This window comes from Sphingomonas sp. CFBP8993 (assembly GCF_034044895.1).
Lineage (GTDB): Bacteria > Pseudomonadota > Alphaproteobacteria > Sphingomonadales > Sphingomonadaceae > Sphingomonas.
Genome location: NZ_JAXCWU010000004.1, coordinates 75,093 through 94,064, shown reverse-complemented (window position 1 = coordinate 94,064; position 18,972 = coordinate 75,093). Strand labels below are relative to the sequence as shown.

At 67.0% G+C, this 18,972-nt stretch carries 17 protein-coding genes; 6 read left to right on the top strand and 11 right to left on the bottom strand.

Annotated elements, in window-relative coordinates:
* Positions 1-13 precede the first annotated feature (13 nt).
* Positions 14-916, bottom strand: coding sequence for a glycosyltransferase family 2 protein (locus tag SOM26_RS09320; protein WP_320452451.1), 903 nt, complete (start codon positions 914-916; stop codon positions 14-16).
* A gap of 487 nt (positions 917-1,403) precedes the next feature.
* Between SOM26_RS09320 and SOM26_RS09315 the strand changes: the two genes are divergently transcribed.
* The gene (locus SOM26_RS09315) at positions 1,404-2,270 is read left to right on the top strand and encodes a glycosyltransferase family 2 protein (protein WP_320452450.1); all 867 of its coding nucleotides are present in this window, start codon (positions 1,404-1,406) and stop codon (positions 2,268-2,270) included.
* A 5-nt stretch (positions 2,271-2,275) separates the two neighbouring features.
* A complete protein-coding gene (locus SOM26_RS09310; RefSeq protein ID WP_320452449.1) occupies positions 2,276-2,950 on the top strand; it encodes a polysaccharide deacetylase family protein in 675 nt (224 codons plus the stop codon).
* 23 nt (positions 2,951-2,973) lie between these two features.
* Here the strand turns inward: SOM26_RS09310 and SOM26_RS09305 are convergent, their stop codons facing one another.
* The 5 genes from SOM26_RS09305 to SOM26_RS09285 all read right to left on the bottom strand — a co-directional run bounded on the left by SOM26_RS09305 (position 2,974) and on the right by SOM26_RS09285 (position 7,668).
* Entirely contained in the window at positions 2,974-3,870 is an 897-nt protein-coding gene (locus tag SOM26_RS09305) for a glycosyltransferase family 2 protein (RefSeq protein ID WP_320452448.1), read from the bottom strand.
* A 20-nt stretch (positions 3,871-3,890) separates the two neighbouring features.
* Positions 3,891-4,775: a glycosyltransferase family 2 protein gene (locus SOM26_RS09300; protein WP_320452447.1), complete on the bottom strand. Its 885-nt coding sequence runs from the start codon at positions 4,773-4,775 to the stop codon at positions 3,891-3,893.
* Complete coding sequence (locus tag SOM26_RS09295) at positions 4,772-6,115, bottom strand: O-antigen ligase family protein (protein ID WP_320452446.1); 1,344 nt, start codon at positions 6,113-6,115, stop codon at positions 4,772-4,774. The genes SOM26_RS09300 and SOM26_RS09295 overlap by 4 nt, the downstream gene beginning before the upstream one ends.
* Before the next feature lie 33 nt (positions 6,116-6,148).
* Complete coding sequence (locus tag SOM26_RS09290) at positions 6,149-6,631, bottom strand: acyltransferase (RefSeq protein ID WP_320452445.1); 483 nt, start codon at positions 6,629-6,631, stop codon at positions 6,149-6,151.
* A 128-nt stretch (positions 6,632-6,759) separates the two neighbouring features.
* Positions 6,760-7,668, bottom strand: coding sequence for a beta-1,6-N-acetylglucosaminyltransferase (locus SOM26_RS09285; protein WP_320452444.1), 909 nt, complete (start codon positions 7,666-7,668; stop codon positions 6,760-6,762).
* 270 nt (positions 7,669-7,938) lie between these two features.
* Here SOM26_RS09285 and SOM26_RS09280 point away from each other — a divergent pair, with 270 nt between their 5' ends.
* Positions 7,939-9,195 carry a hypothetical protein gene (locus tag SOM26_RS09280; RefSeq protein ID WP_320452443.1) on the top strand — a complete coding sequence of 419 codons (1,257 nt, stop codon included), beginning with the start codon at positions 7,939-7,941 and terminating at the stop codon, positions 9,193-9,195.
* Here SOM26_RS09280 and SOM26_RS09275 read toward each other — a convergent pair.
* The 3 genes from SOM26_RS09275 to SOM26_RS09265 form a co-directional block, all read right to left on the bottom strand.
* Positions 9,180-10,541 carry an O-antigen ligase family protein gene (locus SOM26_RS09275; protein ID WP_320452442.1) on the bottom strand — a complete coding sequence of 454 codons (1,362 nt, stop codon included), beginning with the start codon at positions 10,539-10,541 and terminating at the stop codon, positions 9,180-9,182. The two genes, SOM26_RS09280 and SOM26_RS09275, sit on opposite strands and share 16 nt — an antisense overlap.
* Before the next feature lie 118 nt (positions 10,542-10,659).
* Positions 10,660-12,369 (bottom strand): hypothetical protein, encoded by a 1,710-nt coding sequence (locus tag SOM26_RS09270; protein WP_320452441.1) that lies wholly within the window; start codon positions 12,367-12,369, stop codon positions 10,660-10,662.
* Entirely contained in the window at positions 12,339-12,818 is a 480-nt protein-coding gene (locus SOM26_RS09265; protein WP_320452440.1) for a hypothetical protein, read from the bottom strand. The genes SOM26_RS09270 and SOM26_RS09265 overlap by 31 nt, the downstream gene beginning before the upstream one ends.
* A gap of 233 nt (positions 12,819-13,051) precedes the next feature.
* Between SOM26_RS09265 and SOM26_RS09260 the strand changes: the two genes are divergently transcribed.
* Positions 13,052-14,149 (top strand): glycosyltransferase family 4 protein, encoded by a 1,098-nt coding sequence (locus tag SOM26_RS09260; RefSeq protein ID WP_320452439.1) that lies wholly within the window; start codon positions 13,052-13,054, stop codon positions 14,147-14,149.
* Between the two features lie 50 nt (positions 14,150-14,199).
* Here SOM26_RS09260 and SOM26_RS09255 read toward each other — a convergent pair whose 3' ends face one another.
* Positions 14,200-14,670 carry a glycosyltransferase gene (locus tag SOM26_RS09255; protein WP_320452438.1) on the bottom strand — a complete coding sequence of 157 codons (471 nt, stop codon included), beginning with the start codon at positions 14,668-14,670 and terminating at the stop codon, positions 14,200-14,202.
* Complete coding sequence (locus SOM26_RS09250; RefSeq protein WP_320452437.1) at positions 14,667-15,125, bottom strand: UDP-N-acetylglucosamine--LPS N-acetylglucosamine transferase; 459 nt, start codon at positions 15,123-15,125, stop codon at positions 14,667-14,669. The genes SOM26_RS09255 and SOM26_RS09250 overlap by 4 nt, the downstream gene beginning before the upstream one ends.
* A 276-nt stretch (positions 15,126-15,401) precedes the next feature.
* On the opposite strand from SOM26_RS09250, the gene SOM26_RS09245 reads away from it, so the two are divergent.
* Positions 15,402-16,352 carry a LysR family transcriptional regulator gene (locus SOM26_RS09245; RefSeq protein WP_320452436.1) on the top strand — a complete coding sequence of 317 codons (951 nt, stop codon included), beginning with the start codon at positions 15,402-15,404 and terminating at the stop codon, positions 16,350-16,352.
* 271 nt (positions 16,353-16,623) lie between these two features.
* A complete protein-coding gene (locus SOM26_RS09240; RefSeq protein ID WP_320452435.1) occupies positions 16,624-18,960 on the top strand; it encodes a TonB-dependent siderophore receptor in 2,337 nt (778 codons plus the stop codon).
* Positions 18,961-18,972: the final 12 nt, after the last annotated feature.

Here is an 18,972-nt window from a genome sequence, read left to right as displayed (position 1 = left end):
TCGCCGTCGTTCGTCACATATAGCGTGACGTCCGGCGGCCGATCAGCCCGGCGACCCGCCCCACGGCATGCGCCACGTCCAAGCTGGCGCACGCGGTACGCCTGGCGTTCAGCGACACCAGCCCCAGACCGAGCTTTGCGACGCTCGACACCATGCCACGTGCCGCACCCGTCGCCTCGTGCCAGGTCCCGTCATGCAGGCGGCGCAACTGCCCCATATAGGTGCCCGTGGTATAGGCGCGGCTGAGCAGCGCGTGATTGGTCAGCCGCTCGGCCGGGGTCGGCTCCAGCACCAGCGCCTCGTCGCACCAGACCAGTTTGCCGCCCGCATGCTGGGTCCGGCGGAACAGGTCGTAATCCTCGCCGCCCGATCCGTTGAAGCGGATGTCGAACAGCGGAAAGCCGAGCAGCCCCTCGATCCGGCGCGAGATGGCCAGGTTCTGTGTCGTCTGGAGCCGGTCGATCGGGCCGGTCGGATGGCTTTCGCGCCCGGCAAAGTGGCTGACCTGCGCCAGCACCGGCGCATCGTCGGGCACCATGCCATCGACCGGTCCACCGACAAGGTCGGCGCGGAACCGCTCGCCACAGCCGACCAGCGCCTGCAACCAGCCGGGCGTGACGGTGCCGTCGTCGTCCAGCATGACCAGCCAGTCCCAGTCGGGCACCTGCTGACAGGCCGCGCCGATGATGGCGTTGCGCACATGTGACAGGCCGCGTTCGGGGACGGGCACATAATGGGTCGGCATGTCATGGCGCCCCGTCACGATGGCCCGCGTCCGGTCCGAACATTCATTGTCGGCGACGATGACGCGAAGCACCGCCGGTTCGGACCGTATTTCGTCGGCCAGACTGTCGAGCAGCTTCGTGAGCAACATCTGACGGTTGAACGTCGGAATACCGATGACGATCGACTTCATGCCTGGTCTTCTGCCCCCTGAGCACGGCCGCATCCGAAGCGGTTCGCTATGCGCCATGCCATGCGGGTAGTGCCGCCGTCCCGCGCCGCACGCAATGTGCGAGTCGGAACGGAGCATGCGCATGACGGCGGGAGTGTATCGCAGTGGGACCGCCATGGCACGAATGCAGTCGCGGCGGGGCTAGGCGCTGTCGGGAAATTCGTATGACCGCTGTACCGCATTGGGGCGGCGATGAACGGAACATGACACCGTTGCGCGGTGTAATGGACGTTTGCCGGATTTCGCACCTGTCGCGTGACCAGGGCAAAAAATCCTTTTGCACAGCGCCTTGGCAAAGCGGACATCTCAAGATGAATTGGAGATGAAACGGAAGTTACGGATACATGTCATGAAATTTCATGAACATGACAAATGACCCGGCTTAACATTCATTATTATTGGCGATCGCGACTGATTATCCGCCTTCCTGAAATAAAGGGGGGGGGCTATGATCTGGCTGGTATGCACGACCGATAGTCGTGATGGGGTAAGCGACGATTATCAGCGACTGGTGTCGTCGTTGCAGATGGTCGCCGGACAGGTCGATCTGACCTTGATCACCCTGTTCCAGCGACCCGATGCACGGGCGATGCGTGCGATCGCGACGCTGTCCGGCTTCGTCCGGCCCATGACCTCCGATACGCGCATGTCGCTGTCGCAGGCGCGCAACCGGATCCTGCGGACGATCGCGGCGGAGGAGGGCTTCGCGGACGGCTCGCTGGTGCTGTTCCCGGATGACGATTGCTGGTTTACCGACACCTATCTGCCCATGGTCGGGCAGATGTTCGTGACGGATCCGCAGTTGCAATATTGGTTCTGCCGCTATGGATCGTCGCCCGCCGCCGACCCGGCGCTGTTCGGCGCGACGCACCGCGCGCGGGCCAGCGACGTGGTGCGGCGCAGTTCGTCGATCACGCTCGTCATTCGCGGCTCGCTGATGGCCCGGGTCGGTTTGTTCGACGAGGGGCTGGGCGTCGGCACCGCGCTGAACGGTGGCGAGGATACCGATTTCGCGGTTCGCCTCTATCGTTCGGGGGGCAAGGGGCTGGCCTGTGGTCACGCGTTGATCGGGCATCGGGACTGGAACCCGGCCAACCGGGCGCGCTATTTCGCCGGGTCCGCGACCGTGCTGGCCCGCAACGCCTGGGCGAGTCCGAGGCTGGCGGGCGAGTATGTGCGCAAGCTGATCTCGGGCCTGTCGCTGGTCGCCAAGCGCAAGCTGGCGCTTAGCGACTTCCTACTGGGGCTTCGTGCCCTCCGGCGGCCGGGCGTTCGGTCCGGCGGTCTGCCTGCCTCCCTTTCGCTGAAAGGCTGATCCCGATGCTCGGCGATACCATCATCATCAACTTCCACGGCATCGGTGAGCCTGACCGGCCGGTGCCCGACGACGAAACGCCCTATTGGATCAGCGAGGCGCGCTATGAGGCGATCCTCGACCGCATCGCCGATGCGCGCGATCGGCGGCGCTACCTGATCACGTTCGACGACGGCAATATGTCGGATGTGGCCATCGGCCTGCCCGGCCTGCGCAGGCGGGGATTGGCCGCGACCTTCTTCGTGCTGGCGGGGATGCTGGACGAGCGCGGCTTTCTCGACCCCGCTGCCGTCCGTACGCTGGCGCGCGAGGGGATGGGCGTGGGCACGCATGGCCTGCACCATCCGGCCTGGCCCGATTGCGACGATGCCCGGCTGGACGCCGAACTCGACCAGAGTTGCACGATCCTGGGCGACCTGATCGCCGCGCCGATTACCGAGGCGGCGATCCCGTTCGGCCGTTACGACCGACGGGTGATCGACGCGCTGCGGCGGCGGCCGTTCCGGCATGTCTATACCAGCGATTGCGGCCTGGCCCGTGCGCGTGCCTGGTTGCGGCCGCGGACCTCGATCCGCTGCGACATGGACGAGGCGACGGTGGCCGCCGTCGTGGCGGGGCAGCGCTCGCTGCCGATGCGGGTGCTGGATACGGCGCGTGTGGCGGTGAAACGCCGCCGCTGACCCCGGTCGGGCCGGGCGGTGTATCAGTTGCGCCGCCCGTGCCGGATATCGACCATCCCCAGGTGCAGCGCGCGCTTCATCACGGAGAGCGAGGGATAGCGCGTGACCGCACCCGCCAGGTGACGCCACGCCCGGCCATGATCGCCGGTCACGCGCACATGCTGTTCCGCCCGCTTCAATTCGTGCATCGCCGCGATCCAGCGATGTGGCGCAGCGGCGGGCAGGGCCGCGACGATACGCGCGAACACCATCTCATGCCCGCGCAGCAGCTTCTCGGCATCGCGCGACAGCTTGTTGTTGGCATCGAACGTGTAATGCAGCAGCAGTTCCTGGACGACGCGCAACGACCCGATCCCGGCGAGCTTCAGCCACAATTCCCAATCCTCGCAATTCGGCAGATCCTCGGAAAAGCCGCCGACCGCGCAAAAGGCGTCGGTGCGGACCAGTCCGGTCGAGGTCGAGGCGAGGGTGTTCTCGATCTCGAGCTGGCGGCGCGTCACCACCGGCGGCGGCATCAGCTGTCGCTCGGCCCGGCCCGCATAGCGGTACAGGATGCCGCAGAAGATACCGGGGCATTCAGGATGCGCGGCGGCCAGCGCCATCTGGCGTTCCAGCTTGGTCGGTTCCCACTCGTCGTCGGAGTCGAGAAAGGCGAGATAATCGCCCGTCGCCACCGCAGCACCACTGTTGCGCGCCACCGCCGCACCACCGCTGACCGGGCGGCGGACCAGGACGAGCGTGTCGACCGTCGCGCGCAATTCCTCGACCACGGCGGCGGTGTCGTCGGTGGAGCCATCATCGACGACGACGATCTGCTCAGCCGGTCGCGTCTGCGCCAGGCAGGTTTCGATCGCGCGGCGGATCAGCACGGGCCGGTTGCGGACCGGAATGATGATCGAGACGGTGGGAGAGGTGGGCATGAGCATGTTCGCCTTCTTCGTCAGGCGGCCGGGCGGGTGTGCGGCGCGTGACGCCAGGCGGCGGCGCCTTCGCGCATCGCCCGGCGGAAGTCCTTGACCGACATCGACCGCGTCACGGTCAGCGCCATGCCGACCGCGACCTTGCGCAACGCCGCCTTCCGACCACCGGGGACAGTGCGGGCGTGACGGATGATGGTGATCAGCGCGCCGCGATAATAGCGGGCGCGCATCGCGGTGTTCCTGTCGCGATGCCCGATCACGGCGGCGTCGAGCATGCACGACGCCCGTGCCGAGCCGAATGCGCGGATCGCGAAGTCGGTATCCTCGGCCGAGCCCAGCGGGGTGCCGACGCCCAGTTCGGGATCGAACCCGCCGATTGCGTTCAACAGGCGGCCGCGCACGACGATGGTGTTCGACGAAGCCTCGCGCAGCACATCCTGCAGCACGGGCTTGCGCTCGCGTGCGGCGTCGACCGCGACCGGCGCATTGGCATAGCGACAGAACCAGAAGTCCAGCGTCGCCTGCGTCCGGAACCGCGCGACGATATGCTCCAGCGCGCCGTCGGGATACCAGGCGTCGTCGTCGGGAAAGGCGACCACGGCATCCGCCTGGACCGTGACCGATTCGATCAACCGGTTGCGCGCCACCGACAGGGGCAGGTGGCCGATCACCTCGCTGACCTCGACCCAGGAGGGCAGGTCGATCGACCCGTCCTCGGCACATTGGCGCAGCAGCAGCAGGCGGACCGACGCGCCGGTCGCCGCGCGAAACCGCGCGACGGAGGCGACCATGCGCTGGAGCATGGCGGTCCGGTCGCCGCGCCCGTCGGTCGTGGAGAACAGGATAATGGGCGGACAGGCCCCGTCGCGCGGGGCGCTGGCCTGTTGGTCAAGCGAAGAGGTCATGTCGGGCCCGTGCTATAGTCGCGCCGATGCGCCAGGATGCAGGCCACCGCGATCATCGTGGTCGCGGCGTAATTGGGGGCGAGGTAGACGGATTCGGTGAAGTTCTCGAGCACGATGTTCAACACCAGCAGCAGCGCGGCCTCGGCACTGCCGTTGCGGGGTTGCAGGATCATGCCGGTGAACGACCGCACCAGCAGATAGAGCAGCACGACGACGACCAATGTCAGGCCGACGAACCCTGCGCTGAGCAGCACCTCGATAAAGCCGTTATGCGCCTCGGCGACTTCCCACATGCCCAGCCGCGCGAGCATGCCGTTCTCGCCGATATAATCCTGCCAGAAGGACAGATAGCCATGGCCGAGCAGGGGGCGCTGGAGCGCGGCGTTCCACGTCAGCTCCCAGATCTCGGTCCGGCCTGTCAGCGTCGCATCGCGACCGACGGTACCACTCGCCTCGGCCAGCAGGGTCGGGCCGACAAAGGCGACGAAGCCCGCCACCAGCGTGCCGATCGCCACCAGCAGCAGGCGAAGCCCGGCATTGGGCGTCTGCGCCAGCACGGTGCGGTTCACCGCGAAGAGCAGGGTGGGGATCAGGAACGCGATCATGCTGGTCGCCGACTGGCTGAGCACCAGCATGACCAGCCCGGCGGCGATGCACGCCATATAGGGCGAGCGGAACCAGGAGCCGGGGCCGATCCGCGCGGTCAGGACCAGCACGACCATGCAGCTGGACAGGGCGTTGCCGAAGGGGTTCTTGTCGCTGAGGATACCGCGCAGCGCGCCCTTGTACACGTCGCCGTAACCGCCCGCGATCGTCGCCAGATGGGGAAACGCCGCCGAGAACAGCGTACTCAGCACGACGAAGCACGCCGCCATCGACCGCAGCCGCGCCAGGCCGAGCGTCGTCGGGCTTTCCAGGAACAGCGCGGTGGCGATCACATTGGCGAGCAGCAACTGCGTCGCGCCGCGAATGCTGTCCCAGGGATAGGACGACCATGCGACCGAGACGATCATCATCCCGATCACCGCATAGGAGGCGGCATTCTCCCGGATCAGCGCGCGAAAGTCCGCTCCGCGATTGAGCGTCAGGACGACATGACCGCCCAGCAGCAGCAGCACGGCATAGCGCGCGAGCGAGAAATAGCGCGCACCGCCCGATTGCGCGGCGTCCAGCTGATACTGGCCGCCGGTATAGAGCCACAGGAACGCCCCAAGCTGAAGCAGGAACGCCGCCCATAACAGGCCGCGAAAGCGCTTTTCGCGTGAGCTGAGTGACGGTTTCGTCCGCGCCACCGGGATGCCGTGGCGCTCGACGGCGAGGTTCAGGGCCGGGCTGGTCATCGCCGACCGCCTCTGCCGGGATCGGTGTGGCGATCAGCCATGCCGAAGCGCCTGTTCGCCGGCATCCGCGACCACCGGCTTGGGCGCGTCGACCGAACGAAAGCGGCCATAAGGCCCGACCTCGATATCGCGGCGGACGATCTGGGCGGGGTTGCCCGCGACGATGCAGCGGGGCGGCACGTCCTTGGTCACCACCGCGCCCGCCGCGACGATCGACTCGTCACCGATACGCACGCCGGGCATGATCAGGCTCTTGGCGCCGATGAAGCAGTGGCGGCCGATCACGGTGTCGACATACATGCCGCGCGTCATGTCATGGGTCAGGATCGCCGCGCCGAACGCGACATAGGTCTTTTCGCCGATATGCATGCCGCGCGGATAGGTGCGGTCGAACTTCGCGGTCATCGACATGCGCACCGTGGGGTGCAGCGACATCCCCCAGATACGGTTGTAATAATAGAGCCGCGCGCGGATCAGCGAGCGTTGCAGCCACAGGAACTTGTTGAGACTGGCCATAGACTGTCTAGTCGGCCCCCGGGCACGGAATTCTGCCCAGACGAAGCCTTCCCCCTTGTTACTGCGCCATAACGGTACGGGGCGTTCCCGAAAAGCAACGATCCGATGCCCGACCGGGCCAATATGGGTCAGGTCGTCGTCATATTCGGCTTGCGCCACAATGCGCGCAGCCGGTCGGCCATGTCCGCATCGTCGGCGGGCATCTTGCGCACGAAGAAGCATGGCCCCGTGCCGTGAATGCCCTCCAGACGGAAATCGGGGTCGGCGAACAGCGCGACGTGGCGGTCGTTCAGCACCTCGGGACTGGCGCTTCGGCGGCTCCAGTCGGCCCAGGTGAGCGCACAGCCGATCGGGCGGCCGGTCAGCCCCGAGCAGAGCAAGGTCTGGAAGAACATCTCGTCCGGGCAGCGCGCCGAGCGGAACAGCGCCAGGCTGGGGTGGCCGCTATCGACCAGGTCCAGCACGGCACGGGCGGCATCGGCGGACATCACCCACCAGCTGCCGCCGGTGTGGAGCGTCAATCCGTCCAGCCGCCGGTCGACGGCGCGGTCGGGTAACAGGCGAAACGCGCGGTTGAGCAGCCGGATCGCGCGCGCCTTCACGCTGCCGCCCCGGTCGCCGCCCTCGACGAAGCGCTTGGAGATTCGACTCCACGGCTTTTTCAGCTCGACCGAGGGGAAGGGGGCGGTGTCGATATGCTCCTGTCCGCTCTTGCGCAGATAATCGAGCAACGTCTCGGGCGAGGACAGGGGATAGTCCGCCCCGCTCAGCAGTGCGAGGTGGGTCAGGTCCGGCGCGTCGCGCAGCGCGCGGCGCATCAGGTTCAGCGTCGCCTGCACCTGCGACCAGCCGCCCCAGTGCACCTCGACCCGGTCGTCCACGAACGTCGCCCGCGCGCCGATCGCGGTTTCGAACGGGGCGCGGTCGGCCTTGCGGTCGATGTGGATCCAGGTGCGCGAGACCGGCGATTGCAGCGCCTCGACCAGTCGCAGCAACTGTGCGGGGTTCGCATGGGCCTGGATGAGGTAACCGATCACATGCGATGTCCTGTTTCGAGCGCACGGGGTTCGGGCGCACCGGCGTCGCCCCCGGCTCTATCGCTCCGTCGCCCTGCCGCAAGGGGCCATGCGCGGCGGCCTGCCCCGCAGTGGAACGATCGGACACCATAAGCAAAATCACGGCGAACGGCGCGTTAACCTCGGCGCGAAAGTCCCCGGTGAAGCCGGGGCGTCCAAAACGATTGCAGACAATCGAACTGCAAGAGTGCCATCATGCGCCCGATGCCCGCGACGCTTCTATCATGCCTTATGCTCGGTGCCTGCGGAGGGGGATCGGGAACGACCGCCAGCACGCCGTCGTCGATCACGGTGGTGAACGCGCCTGCGGTCGTCACTCCGACCCCGACCCCCGCGCCCGCGGCGACCCCCACGCCGACGCCCGCACCGGTCACCGCCGATGCGTCGACCCTGGCGCAGGGCGATGCGGTGTCGTCCGTTCCGGTGGGCGATGCGCTGCGCTGGGCGCCCCCGACGCTGACCAAGGAGAAGGTCGTCGACCTGCGCTCGGTCGCGCATCTCGAGGCGTCGTACAAATTCCCCTATGAGCAGGACCTGCGCATCCTGTTGCCGACCAACCGGGCGGTCGAGGAGCCGTTGCAGATCATCGGCGGGCGCAACATCGTGCTGGTCGGCGGCGAAATCCATGTCCCGGCAGTCAAGGCCTATGCGGCGGGCGCGTCGGTCGCCAAGGGGGACCTGGTCGTCCTGTCGACGGGGTCGTTCCCGATGTACCAGGCGACGACCGGCGGCCGCACGGGCGCATCCTCGACCCCGTCGGGCACCGGCACGTCGATCACCGACGGCACGGTCACATGGCGCTATGTCGGCCTGCACCCGCGCGCGGCGCTGAAATTCTCGGGCCAGCCCAGCGGCAGCACGACCTTCATCGAAGGGGTGAAGATCGATCTGGCGCAGTCTTACGGCTATGACGCGATCGAGATCGGCGGGTGGGACCAGGCGGTGCCGGGCCCCGACTATACGATCCAGAATGTCCGCCTGCTGGGCGCGATGTCGACGACCAGCGGCCTGCACGCCGACCTCGTCCAATTCTATGGGTCGTGCCGCAACCTGCGCATCGACAAGCTGACCGGCACCTCGCAATATCAGGGGCTGTTCCTGTCGCCCCAGCACCTGCTGGGCAGTGTCGAGCTGCACCGGGTCGACCTGCGCTATATCGATCCGACCGCACAGAGCGGCTATCTGCTCTGGCTGTTCGACGACCAGAACCAGAAGCGCCAGCCTGTCCTGCTCGACCAGGTCTATGTCGGCACCAGCAGCTGGTCGTACAAGGCGGGGATGGTGCAGGAACAGGTGGTCTGGCCCGCCAGCAACAAGATTCCGTGGAACAAGCTGGGCGGCGCTGTCCTGAAGGGCAATGTCCTGACCTGGCCGACGATCAAGGAAATCAGCGGAAGCGCGCTGGTCGGACAGCCCTCGGTCGGCGAGTTCGTCCGCAACGGCGCGGCGGGGCTGAACTATCGCTCGCCGGGTTATCGCGGGCTGTGAAGCGCGGCGCCGGTCGGCGGGGGCAGACGCTCCGCCGACCGGCGCAGATCGACCATGCGTCGCACCGCGCGGCCCCACGGCAGGCCGAGCAGCACCACCTGCAATGCGGCCATGGCGGGCACGTCGAGCGTGATGTCGACCATCGCGCAGGCCAGCACGAAGGCCGTCGCGACCATCATCGCGCGCAACAGCGGATCGGCGCGCTTCGGGTCGCGCTGGCGATGGATGGCCAGCAGGATCGCCGCCATCGTCGCCGTCACGAGCACCAGATAGGGCACGCCGCCCCCCAGCAGCAGCGACAGGATCTGGTTATGCGCGGAGTGGACATACCATAGCAGGCTGGCCTGCGCGGCGGTCCGCAGGCTCATCAGATTGACCTCGTCGAAGCTCAGCGGCCCATAGCCCCATAGCCAGGACCGCTGGGCAAGCGCGGCATAATGCCGCCAGATTTCGACCCGCGTGACCGCATCGGTCGTGGTCATCGCCATCCGCTCCAGCGTCACGTCGCCGATGGTCAGCGCCAGCATGACCAGCACGAACCCGGCAACCGCCAGCATCGCCAGGCCCCGCGGCCGGAGCAGCCGTCGCCGCAGCAACGGATCGCGTCCCGCGACAAAGGCCAGCCCGGCGATCAGCAGCAACAGCGCGGTACGCGAACCGGTGATGAAACAGGCGCCCGTGCCCATGGTCAGGCCGAGCAGCGCGGCGATCCGCGCGACGATGCCGCTATCGCGATCCTCGCCACTCTCCCGCATCAGCGTCAGCCAGCGCCCCAGCCCCAGCAGCGCGATGACGCCGAACAGGCAGGCGCTGGCATTGGCGTTGAGCGAGGTGCCGGTGAAGCGATCGGCCAGGATTCCCTTGTCGACGCCCCAGACATGGCCGGGATCGATCCCGCGCAGGATCAGGCCGGTGGCGATCTGGACCAGTCCGAACAGCACGATCCACCCGATCGCGATGCGCATCAATCCCCGACGATAGCCGATCCAGGCCGCCGCCAGCAGCAAGGCGAGCAGACCGATGGCCCGGACGAGGCCGGGCGCGACCAGATCGGGAGCAATGGCTCGCCCCGGCAGTGCGTGCAGCGCGATCCAGCCGATGGTGGCCAGCGCCAGGATCAGCACGGGCGCAGCCGGACGCCAGAAGGCGGCGGGCGGCGCGAGCAGGATCAGGACCGCGATGGCCAGCGCGATCTGTGCGCCCGCCGCCAGGATCGCGAGCAGCGGACCGTTCGCGCCAAGTGCCAGTTGTTCGGCGGTCAGCAGTCCCGCCAACAGGATCGCCGCGGCCCGTGTCCGCGTCGATCCCCACTCCGTCTTGACCTGCCCGTCGCCCATCCGCTCCATGTCGGGGACCTAGCGAGGTTTCCCCGGCCATGCGACGGCCTTGGCGGCCTGCACATTCTCGAAACAGGGCAGGCCGGGTGCACATTTCGCCTGCGCCCCGGCTCCGTCCGTGCGCGGATCAGCGTGCGACCAGCGTCGCGATCTTCGGCTTGGCCGCGATTACCGGGACGGCTGCCGCCTGCTGTGCGGCCGATCCTGGATGGGTGCCATCCGCGCTGTTGGAGGTCGAGACCATGGACCCGGCCGCATGCGCCTTGCGTGCGGCATAATAGGGTGTCCTGACCGTATAGCTGCCGTCGCCATTGTTCACGACCGACAGGGCCTGCGACGCGATTTCCATGTTGGGGCCGCCCGGCTCGAACACCAGATATTCGCCCGCTCTGGGCGCGACGGTGGCGGTTATCCGTATCCCGGCACCGGAGATATCGGTCCCCATGGCGAGCGCGGCGGCCAGTGTCCCGCCGCCGGACGCGGCCAGCGGCGTCGGCTTCCATTTCGGCGTGCCCGTGCCGTCGTCCGCCGCCTGATAGGCCGGACGCAGGTCGACCGCGAGCGCCAGCGGGGCGGGGCGCGTCATGATCCAGTCGTTGACGGTTTGCAGCGGCGACTGGCTGGCCAGGCCATTGCCCGTCTGCGCCGACGGCACGGTACGGCCGCTGGTCGTGTCGATGGTGCGCGGGGTGACCGTGGACTGGATGATCGGTATGCCGGGAAAGGTCTTGGCCAGGAAGCTCCACCAGGCGGTCGCCCGCGCTTCCATGTCGTTGACGGCGATGTCGGGCGCGGTGCCCTCCGCATGGGACATGAACGAGAAGTCGTTGCGCAGTCCTTGGCTCCAGATCGCCGAGAACGGCCAGGCCTGTCCCCCGTTCAACACGGTGTGGATATGCGAGAGCAGGGCATAGCGCAGGCCGAAGCGCCCCTCGGCCAGATCCATGAAATCGGCCATCTGCGCGCCGTGGTGGCCGAAATTGCCGATGCCGAAGCGGCCGGTCGTCGCATCGTCGTCCAGCCCGCGCGTGACCCCGCCCACCATGCCGCGCGCGCTGGCGAGCTGGGGCAGGTCGTCCTGCTGGGTGATGCTGTCGCCGATTTCCAGGATGGACGGCTGCCGCGTCCACGGGACCAGCACCGCGACGGGCGAATAGCCGTTGGTGGTGTTCGCGGTCAGCCCGACATTCGCGATCGCGCCGCCCATGGCATAGGCCGGGTTCGCCGCCGCCAGATGCCGCCGCGCCTCGCCGATCTGGCCCATGCTGGTGAAACCACGCGGACGCGCGGCCCCCATGGCGGTGCTGATCGAGGTGCGCAGGAAGCCGCCCGGCCACGGCGTCGGCACGGGATCGCTGATGACGAAGCCGCCATCGCCGATCACCACGCTGCCCGCCCCGCCAAAGGTCAGCGCAATGCGTGTGCCGGTGCCGTTCGCACCGGTAAACGCGACGACATAGTCCAGCATGTTGGCGTTGCCCGGTCGCAACTCGCGCGCCGTTCCTGCCGGGCGCGAATTGGGATCGAGGCCGAAATTGGTGAACACCACGCGCCACCCCGCCGGCTGCGGCGTCAGATAGAGATCGGACAATTCGGTCAGCCGGTTCGCGTCCGACGCGACCATCCGGTACAGGTCCGCGCCTGCGGTCCGAAAGGACGAGGTGCCGAACATCCAGGCCGGGCCGCTGGGCGTGCCCGCGGGCTGGCCGTTCGCGGTGGCGACCGGCACGGTGCCGACGACCTGCGCGAATAGCGGTCCGCCGAAAAGTGCCGCCCATGCGGCGATCATCATCGAGAGCCGCCGCATCACGGCACCCGCGCGAGCGTGGCGGCGCATTCGGTCGCACCGGTCGGCAGGACCACGTCGACGATCGCATGGCTGCCCAGCGTCACCAAGGCTGCGCCGCCCGCCGCATCGCTGCTCCCCCGGGTCAACAGCGTCAGCATCGCGACCCCGTCCGGCCCGCGATATCGCAGCGCCAGCGTCCCGCCATTATAGGATCCGCAGGCCTGACCGAAGACATAGGCGCCGCCGTAAACGACCTGCGGGGCCGCCGCGCTGTTAGCGGCGGCGAGGATCAGGCTTTCCTGTTTTCCCGCAACCGGCAGGGGTGCCGCCGCGCCGACGGGCACGCAACTGCCATCCGCCTGTCGCACGCACGGCGCCGAGCCGGGGGCGTAGCCGCCGGGAAACTGGACCGAACTGCCCATGGTCTGGGCACCACCCGGTATCGCCCAGGTCGATGCGATCGCAACCGTTGCCGCCCATCCCGTTCTTCGAATCATTGTTGGTCTCCCCCGAAATCGGCGCGATCATGTTTCAGATTCGTTCCTGTAGGACAGGGCGAACGTGTCGCTGCGCGGCAGCTGTTGCAATTTGTTGGATGCGGCTTCGCGGTGGTGCTCCCTGAATGGCACAATGTTGCGGGGGCAGCGGCGTCGGCGACGCTTCCCCCGCCTTGTCGATGACCAACCGGATGGTAAGGACTTGGGGTCACCAGCGGGGGCGGGCGGGGAGAATGGTCATCGGCAAGCAGCGCATCGTCATCTATGATATCGTGTCGCAAGCTCCGTACAGCGCCGTGTCGCTGGGGGATGCCAGCGTCGGGATCGGCGGCGCGGAAAACACCGTGATCCATATCGCAACCGGGATGGCGAAGGTCCACGACGTCACCGTGCTGCAAAGCGCGCGCAAGGGCGGCGACCTGATCGTGGATGGCGGCGTCACCTGGGCCTCGACCCAGGATGCCGCAGGTCCGGTGGCTGCCGCCGATGTCGTCATTCTGCAACGCAAGTCGCAGCCGCCGGTCCGCCTTGCGCGGTGGAATCGCCGGGCGCGCTACATCGTGTGGATGCACGACTGGCAACCGGTCGAGGACCGCTCGGTGCGCGGCGGGCGCTGGAAACGCGGTCTGAAGGCCGAGGCGCGCAGCATCATCGCGCGGGCGCTCGGCGTGCAGTGGATCGGCGTTTCTCGCGCGCATGTCGGTAATATCCGCGACTTCCTGGCCGCCGATCGCCTGATCGGCAGTGCGGGGGAGGCTGCGCGTGTCGGATTCATCTACAACCCGGTCGTCATCGGCACGCCCCCGGCCGACGGCGACTTCGACCGCAACCGCCTGGTCTTCTTCAGTGCGGCCTGGAAAGGCCTTGATCTGGTGCTGAAGGCGTTCGCGGCGGTGCGGTCGGCCATGCCGGACGTTGAATTGCGGGTGGCGAGCCCTGCCTATGATCTGGGCGAGGGACAGCATCAGGACGGCGTGGTGATGCTCGGCCCGCTGGCGCAGGACCGGGTCTTTGCCGAAGTGAAGCAGGCGCTGTGTGTCTTCTATCCGGCGGACCGGGTGCCCGAAACCTTCGGCCTGGTCTTCGCCGAAAGCCACGCGCTGGGCACGCCGGTGCTGGCGCACGACTTTGGCGCGGCAACCGAATTGCTGGGCCCCGACGAGCGCATGGACGTGACCGACACCCCAGCGGTCGTCGAACGCGTCCGCGCGTGGCGTGACGGGGGCCGACCCGTGGTCAAGGCGCATGACGACTGCGATCTGGACCGGGTCATCGACCAATGGCTGGCGTTGATCGCCGCGGGTCCGAAAGTCCCGCCGCCGGGCTGCTGACGACCATGTCGAGGGGTGGCGGCGCGGGTTCGCCCCCTTTGGAACATCGGTCAGCCCGCGATGAAGGCGCGCAGTCGGTCGACCAGCGCGTTGCGGTTGGCGCTCTGTTCCAGCTGGAAGGGCGTCAGGTCGGGCGTGGTCAGCAGCGCCTCGAGTTCCTCGTCGGTATGCGCGACATGGATGCCCCGGCGGTCGCACAATGCGGCCACCGTCGCCAACTGATGCTCGTTGCGATGTTCGCCCAGGCTGGCGCGGCGCGGATAGAGGATGATCGGCTTGCCCGCGCGGCCCGCGCTCAGGATGCTGCCGATGCCCGCATGGCCGACGATCACGCTGGCCTCTCGGACGAACCGGTCGAAGGTGACGGGGTCGAGATGCTCGTGCCGGTCCAGGTGCGGGCGGGCGTCGGTGTCGCCGCACGTCTGCGCGACGATGCGCAGGCCGCGCCGCCCCGCAATGGCGTCGAGCGCGCCGACGAAGCGGGGGAAGGGCAACTGGGTGCCGACCGTCGCGAAGATCACAGCACCGATCCCGCATAGCCCGCGCCCGTCCGTTCCGCGACGAACGGCCATTGCGACAGCCACAGATCGGCATGCGGGCGGGCCTTTTGCCCGGCCATCGACAGTTCCTCGGCATTGGCGATGCTGTCGACCCACACCGTCCTGATCCCGAACCGCCGCCCGATCGCGAGTGCCAGGAAGCCGGGAAGCGCACCGGTGCTGACGATCACCTGCGGACGGACCCGTGCGATGACGCGCAGCAGGTCCAGGGCGCACAGCACGGCCGACATCGGACTGTTGCGGTTGCAATCATGGATCACGCGCACGCCTGCGATCCCGGCGCGCTCGCCCAGGCCCTTCATCGTCGTGGCGAAGGTGATGTCGTGGCCGGTAAACGCATCGCGCAGCAGCAGCATCTGCTCCCAATGACCGCCGCCGGACGCGACCGCCAATATTCTTTTGCGCTTGTCCGCCAATTTTCGTCCCCCGTGATGCCCAAGCCATATCCCGCGGGATCAGTGCCCACAATCGTCCAGGCGGGGCCCGGCGCACTGCGTCCGCGTCGAAACGGCACAGGACGCGGCCGCAAGAAACAGGGACCGGACGCCGAAGACGTGCCGTCCACGATCATGGCAGCGTGATCGGAACAATATCTGCGGGTGTCGCTACCAGCGGCCGAATGAGCGCTTTCGCCTGTCGCGAAACCGGTCGATAATGCCGCCCGGGGCATATCGTTATGGAAGGTCCAGGCATTGACGGCGGATAGCAGCGACCTTCAGGTGCCCGTGCATCGGTTCAACCTGAACCTGCTCTACCCGCTCGATGCGATCCTTCATGCGCCGACCCTGACTGAAGCGGGACGGCGCGTGCGTTTGAGCCAGTCGGCGATGAGCCACGCGCTGCGCCGCTTGCGCGAGCATTTCGCCGATGACCTGATCACCTATCTGAACGGCGAAAAGCAGCTGACGCCGCTCGGTGTCGCGCTGCGCGACGAAGTCCGCCGCGTCATGCGGGAGGTCGATGGCACGTTCAATTTCTCGCTGGTCTTCGATCCCCTGACCTCGTCGGGCACCATCACCGTGGCTGCGGCGGATGCCATCGAACAGATACTGCTCGGCCGGATGCAGCAATTGTTGGTCGAAAGTGCGCCCAAGCTGGTGGTCAACGTCATCCCGCTCGATCCCCGCGATCCCCGGCGCGTCCTGGACCAGGGCGCGGACCTGCTGCTGCTGCCCGTCGCCGAGGCGCTGCCCGAACTGGAGCGGGTGCCGATCATCGAGGATCATATGTCCTGCATGGTCTGGACCGGCCATTCGACATTGCATGGCAAATACGAGATCGACGAGGAAACCTACCGGGCCGCGCGCCATATCACGGCGCGCGACGAGCGATTGTCCGGGTTCGCCGGCGACGCGCACGCGCTGGAGCTGCTGGGCGCCCGACGGATCGTGATGCGCACGACGTCGCAGGCGGCCTTGCCCGGCATCATCATCGGCAGCGACCTGATCGCCACGGGCAGCGTGTGGCTGTTCCAGCATTACGCCTCCATCCTGCCGGTGAAGGTGGTGGCGGCACCCTTCGAGCGGCCACGGACGATGATCGTCGCGCAATGCGCGCCCCATAAGCGGCGCGATCCGATGCTGGGCTGGTTCGCCCAGCAGATCGAGGAATATTTCCGCCAGGAACGTCGACCACCGCCATGATCGATATGGCTCATGGGGGCATGAACATTTCGAATTTGCCTGTCACATGAGTGAAGCATAGCCTTTCCCATGACAGAAAGCCCGGCTGGTTCGTCACCACGGCCAAGACACGGACTATCGTCAGCAGGAGTACGGCCGCGGTCGCAGCCCCATGGGGCGTCGCCGCATTGTTCGCCGCAAGGCGTTAACCGTTTGTCTAACCATGGGTTCGTTCTGTCCAGCGTGCGGCTTTGCCGTGCGGGGGTGGCGTGTGCCCTGGGGAGGGGATTTTATGCTGGATCTGACCGTTAAGGGGCGTCGTCTGCTGGGATTTGCCAGCCTGAGCATCATCGCGACACTCGGCGTGGGGGTTCCTTCCGCCGCCCTGGCGCAAGCCACGCGGACGGGTACCATCGATGTTCCCGCAATGGCGATGGACCGCGCGCTGGACACCATCGGCCGCCAGTCCGGCGAGAACGTCAACTTCGATCCCGACGCGGTCAAGGGTCTTACGTCGCGCCCGGTTCGCGGCGCACGCTCGGCGAAGGAAGCGATCCGCGCGGCGATCAAGGGCACGAGCCTCGCCGTGTTTCCGGCGGTGCAGGGTGGGCTGGTCGTCGCGAACGACATCGTCGTGACCGCGCGGCGCGACGAGGCGGAGACCAATGTGCTGGTCCGCCAGGCGTCGAGCTCCGACCGCAACGGCCTGGGGCTGCGCGGCCAGCCGCGTAACACGCAGATCATCACCGCCAAGACGATCGAAGAGCAGCAGGCGCTCAACATCACCGACATCCTGCGCAATGCGGGCGGCGTGTCGACGTTCGGCAACACCCCGAACAGCGGCGCGAGCTACACCATTCGCGGCTTCTCGGCGGGTGGCCTGGTCAACGGCCTGACGACGACATCGCAATATGGCGTCAACGCAGGGGCCGATCAGCCGGTCGCCAATATCGAACGGGTCGAAGTCCTGAAGGGGCCCGATGCGCTGCTGGCCGGGTTCGGCAATCTGGGCGGCAACATCAACGTCGTGACGAAGAAGCCGAGCGCCGAGGAGCGTTTGGCGGTCGGCGTCGACACGGGTTCGTTCGGACTGGTGCGCGGGGTGATCGATGCCAACAAGGCGATCACCGCCGACAACAAGCTGTCGGGGCGCGTCATCGCCAGTGCACAGACGATGGACCATAATTACGGCGGCTATACCGGCGACAAGAACTGGCTGTTCGCGCCGACGCTGCGGTACAAGGATCGCCTGACCGATATCGTGGTCGGCGCCAGCATCAACGAGGGTATCAGCGGTATCGGCGCCTTCACCCTGTTCGATAACAAGACGCGGCAGATCATCGACCGCGATCCATCGCGTCCGATCTATGCCGACAATCAGGGCATTCGGATCAATACGAGCCGTTTCTACTTCGATGCGACGCGGCAGATCATACCCGGTATCGACCTCGTCCTGCGCGGTATGCATGACCAGACCCTGTTGACGACGCGGGCCGCAAATGTCGGTTACAGCCGTGCGGGTGCCCTGATCGCCGATACCCAGGGTTCGCGGCAGGACGGCTCGTCCAATGCCTTCGACGGCTTCGTGCGGATCAAGACGCATGTCGGTGACGACGTGAAGGCCAGTTTCAACGTCGGCTATAACTACAGCGACGGTTCCGGCGATCAGCAGAGCGGAACGGTCTACAACCGCGCCACGAACCCGTCGCTCACGGCGGCCACGCCGCTGGTCGTCGTTCCGTGGTCGCCCTTTGGCAATGTGCAGATCCGCACCGGCGGCAAGCAGGAGGGGGTGTATGGCCAGGCCCTGATCGAGTTCTGGAAGATCAAGATCCTCGGCGGCGTGCGCAAGAACTGGTTCGAAAGCACGTCGCAGACCTTTTTCGCGGGCCCGTCGCCAATGGTGGTGCAGCGCAAGAACGGCCTGTCGCCGAGCGGCGGCATCATCTTCGACGCCACGAACAACCTGTCGATCTTCGCCAACTATGCGCGCGGCGAGCAGGCGACGTTCACGGCGGCCAAGGATGGCTCCATCCTGCCCAACATCATCACGAACAACAAGGAAGCGGGCGTCAAGCTCGACCTGTTCGGCAAGCGCGCGACGATCAATGCGTCCTATTTCGACATCCAGCAGGACAACATCATCGTTCGCGATCCCGCGGACCCGACCAACCTGTTCCCGGGGCCGGGGCAGCGGGGGCGCGGGATCGACCTGAACATCGCCGGGCAGTTGCTGCCGGGCTGGTCGGTGCTGGCGTCGCTGACGCGTACCAAATATGCGCTGCTGACCACCAATTCCCTGCAGACCGTCGTGGCGAACCAGCCGCGCGATACGTACAGCGTCTATTCGACCTATCGCACGAAGATTGCCGAGGGCGTCTCCGGCGGCGTATCGGGGGGGCTGTACGGCCGATCCAGTTCCTACGCCAATCAGCTCGGACAATATGTCGTCCCGCCGTCGCGGCAGTTCGACATGAACGCCTTTGTGAGCGTGCGCGGTTTCGACATCAACATCGGTGTCCGCAATCTGTTCGACCGCCGAAACTACGGTTCGACCTCGCTTTTCACCTATGTGCCGGTCGGCGAGCCGCGCAGCGCCCGTCTCAGCATTTCCAAGCGCCTGTTCTGATCGGGTAAACGC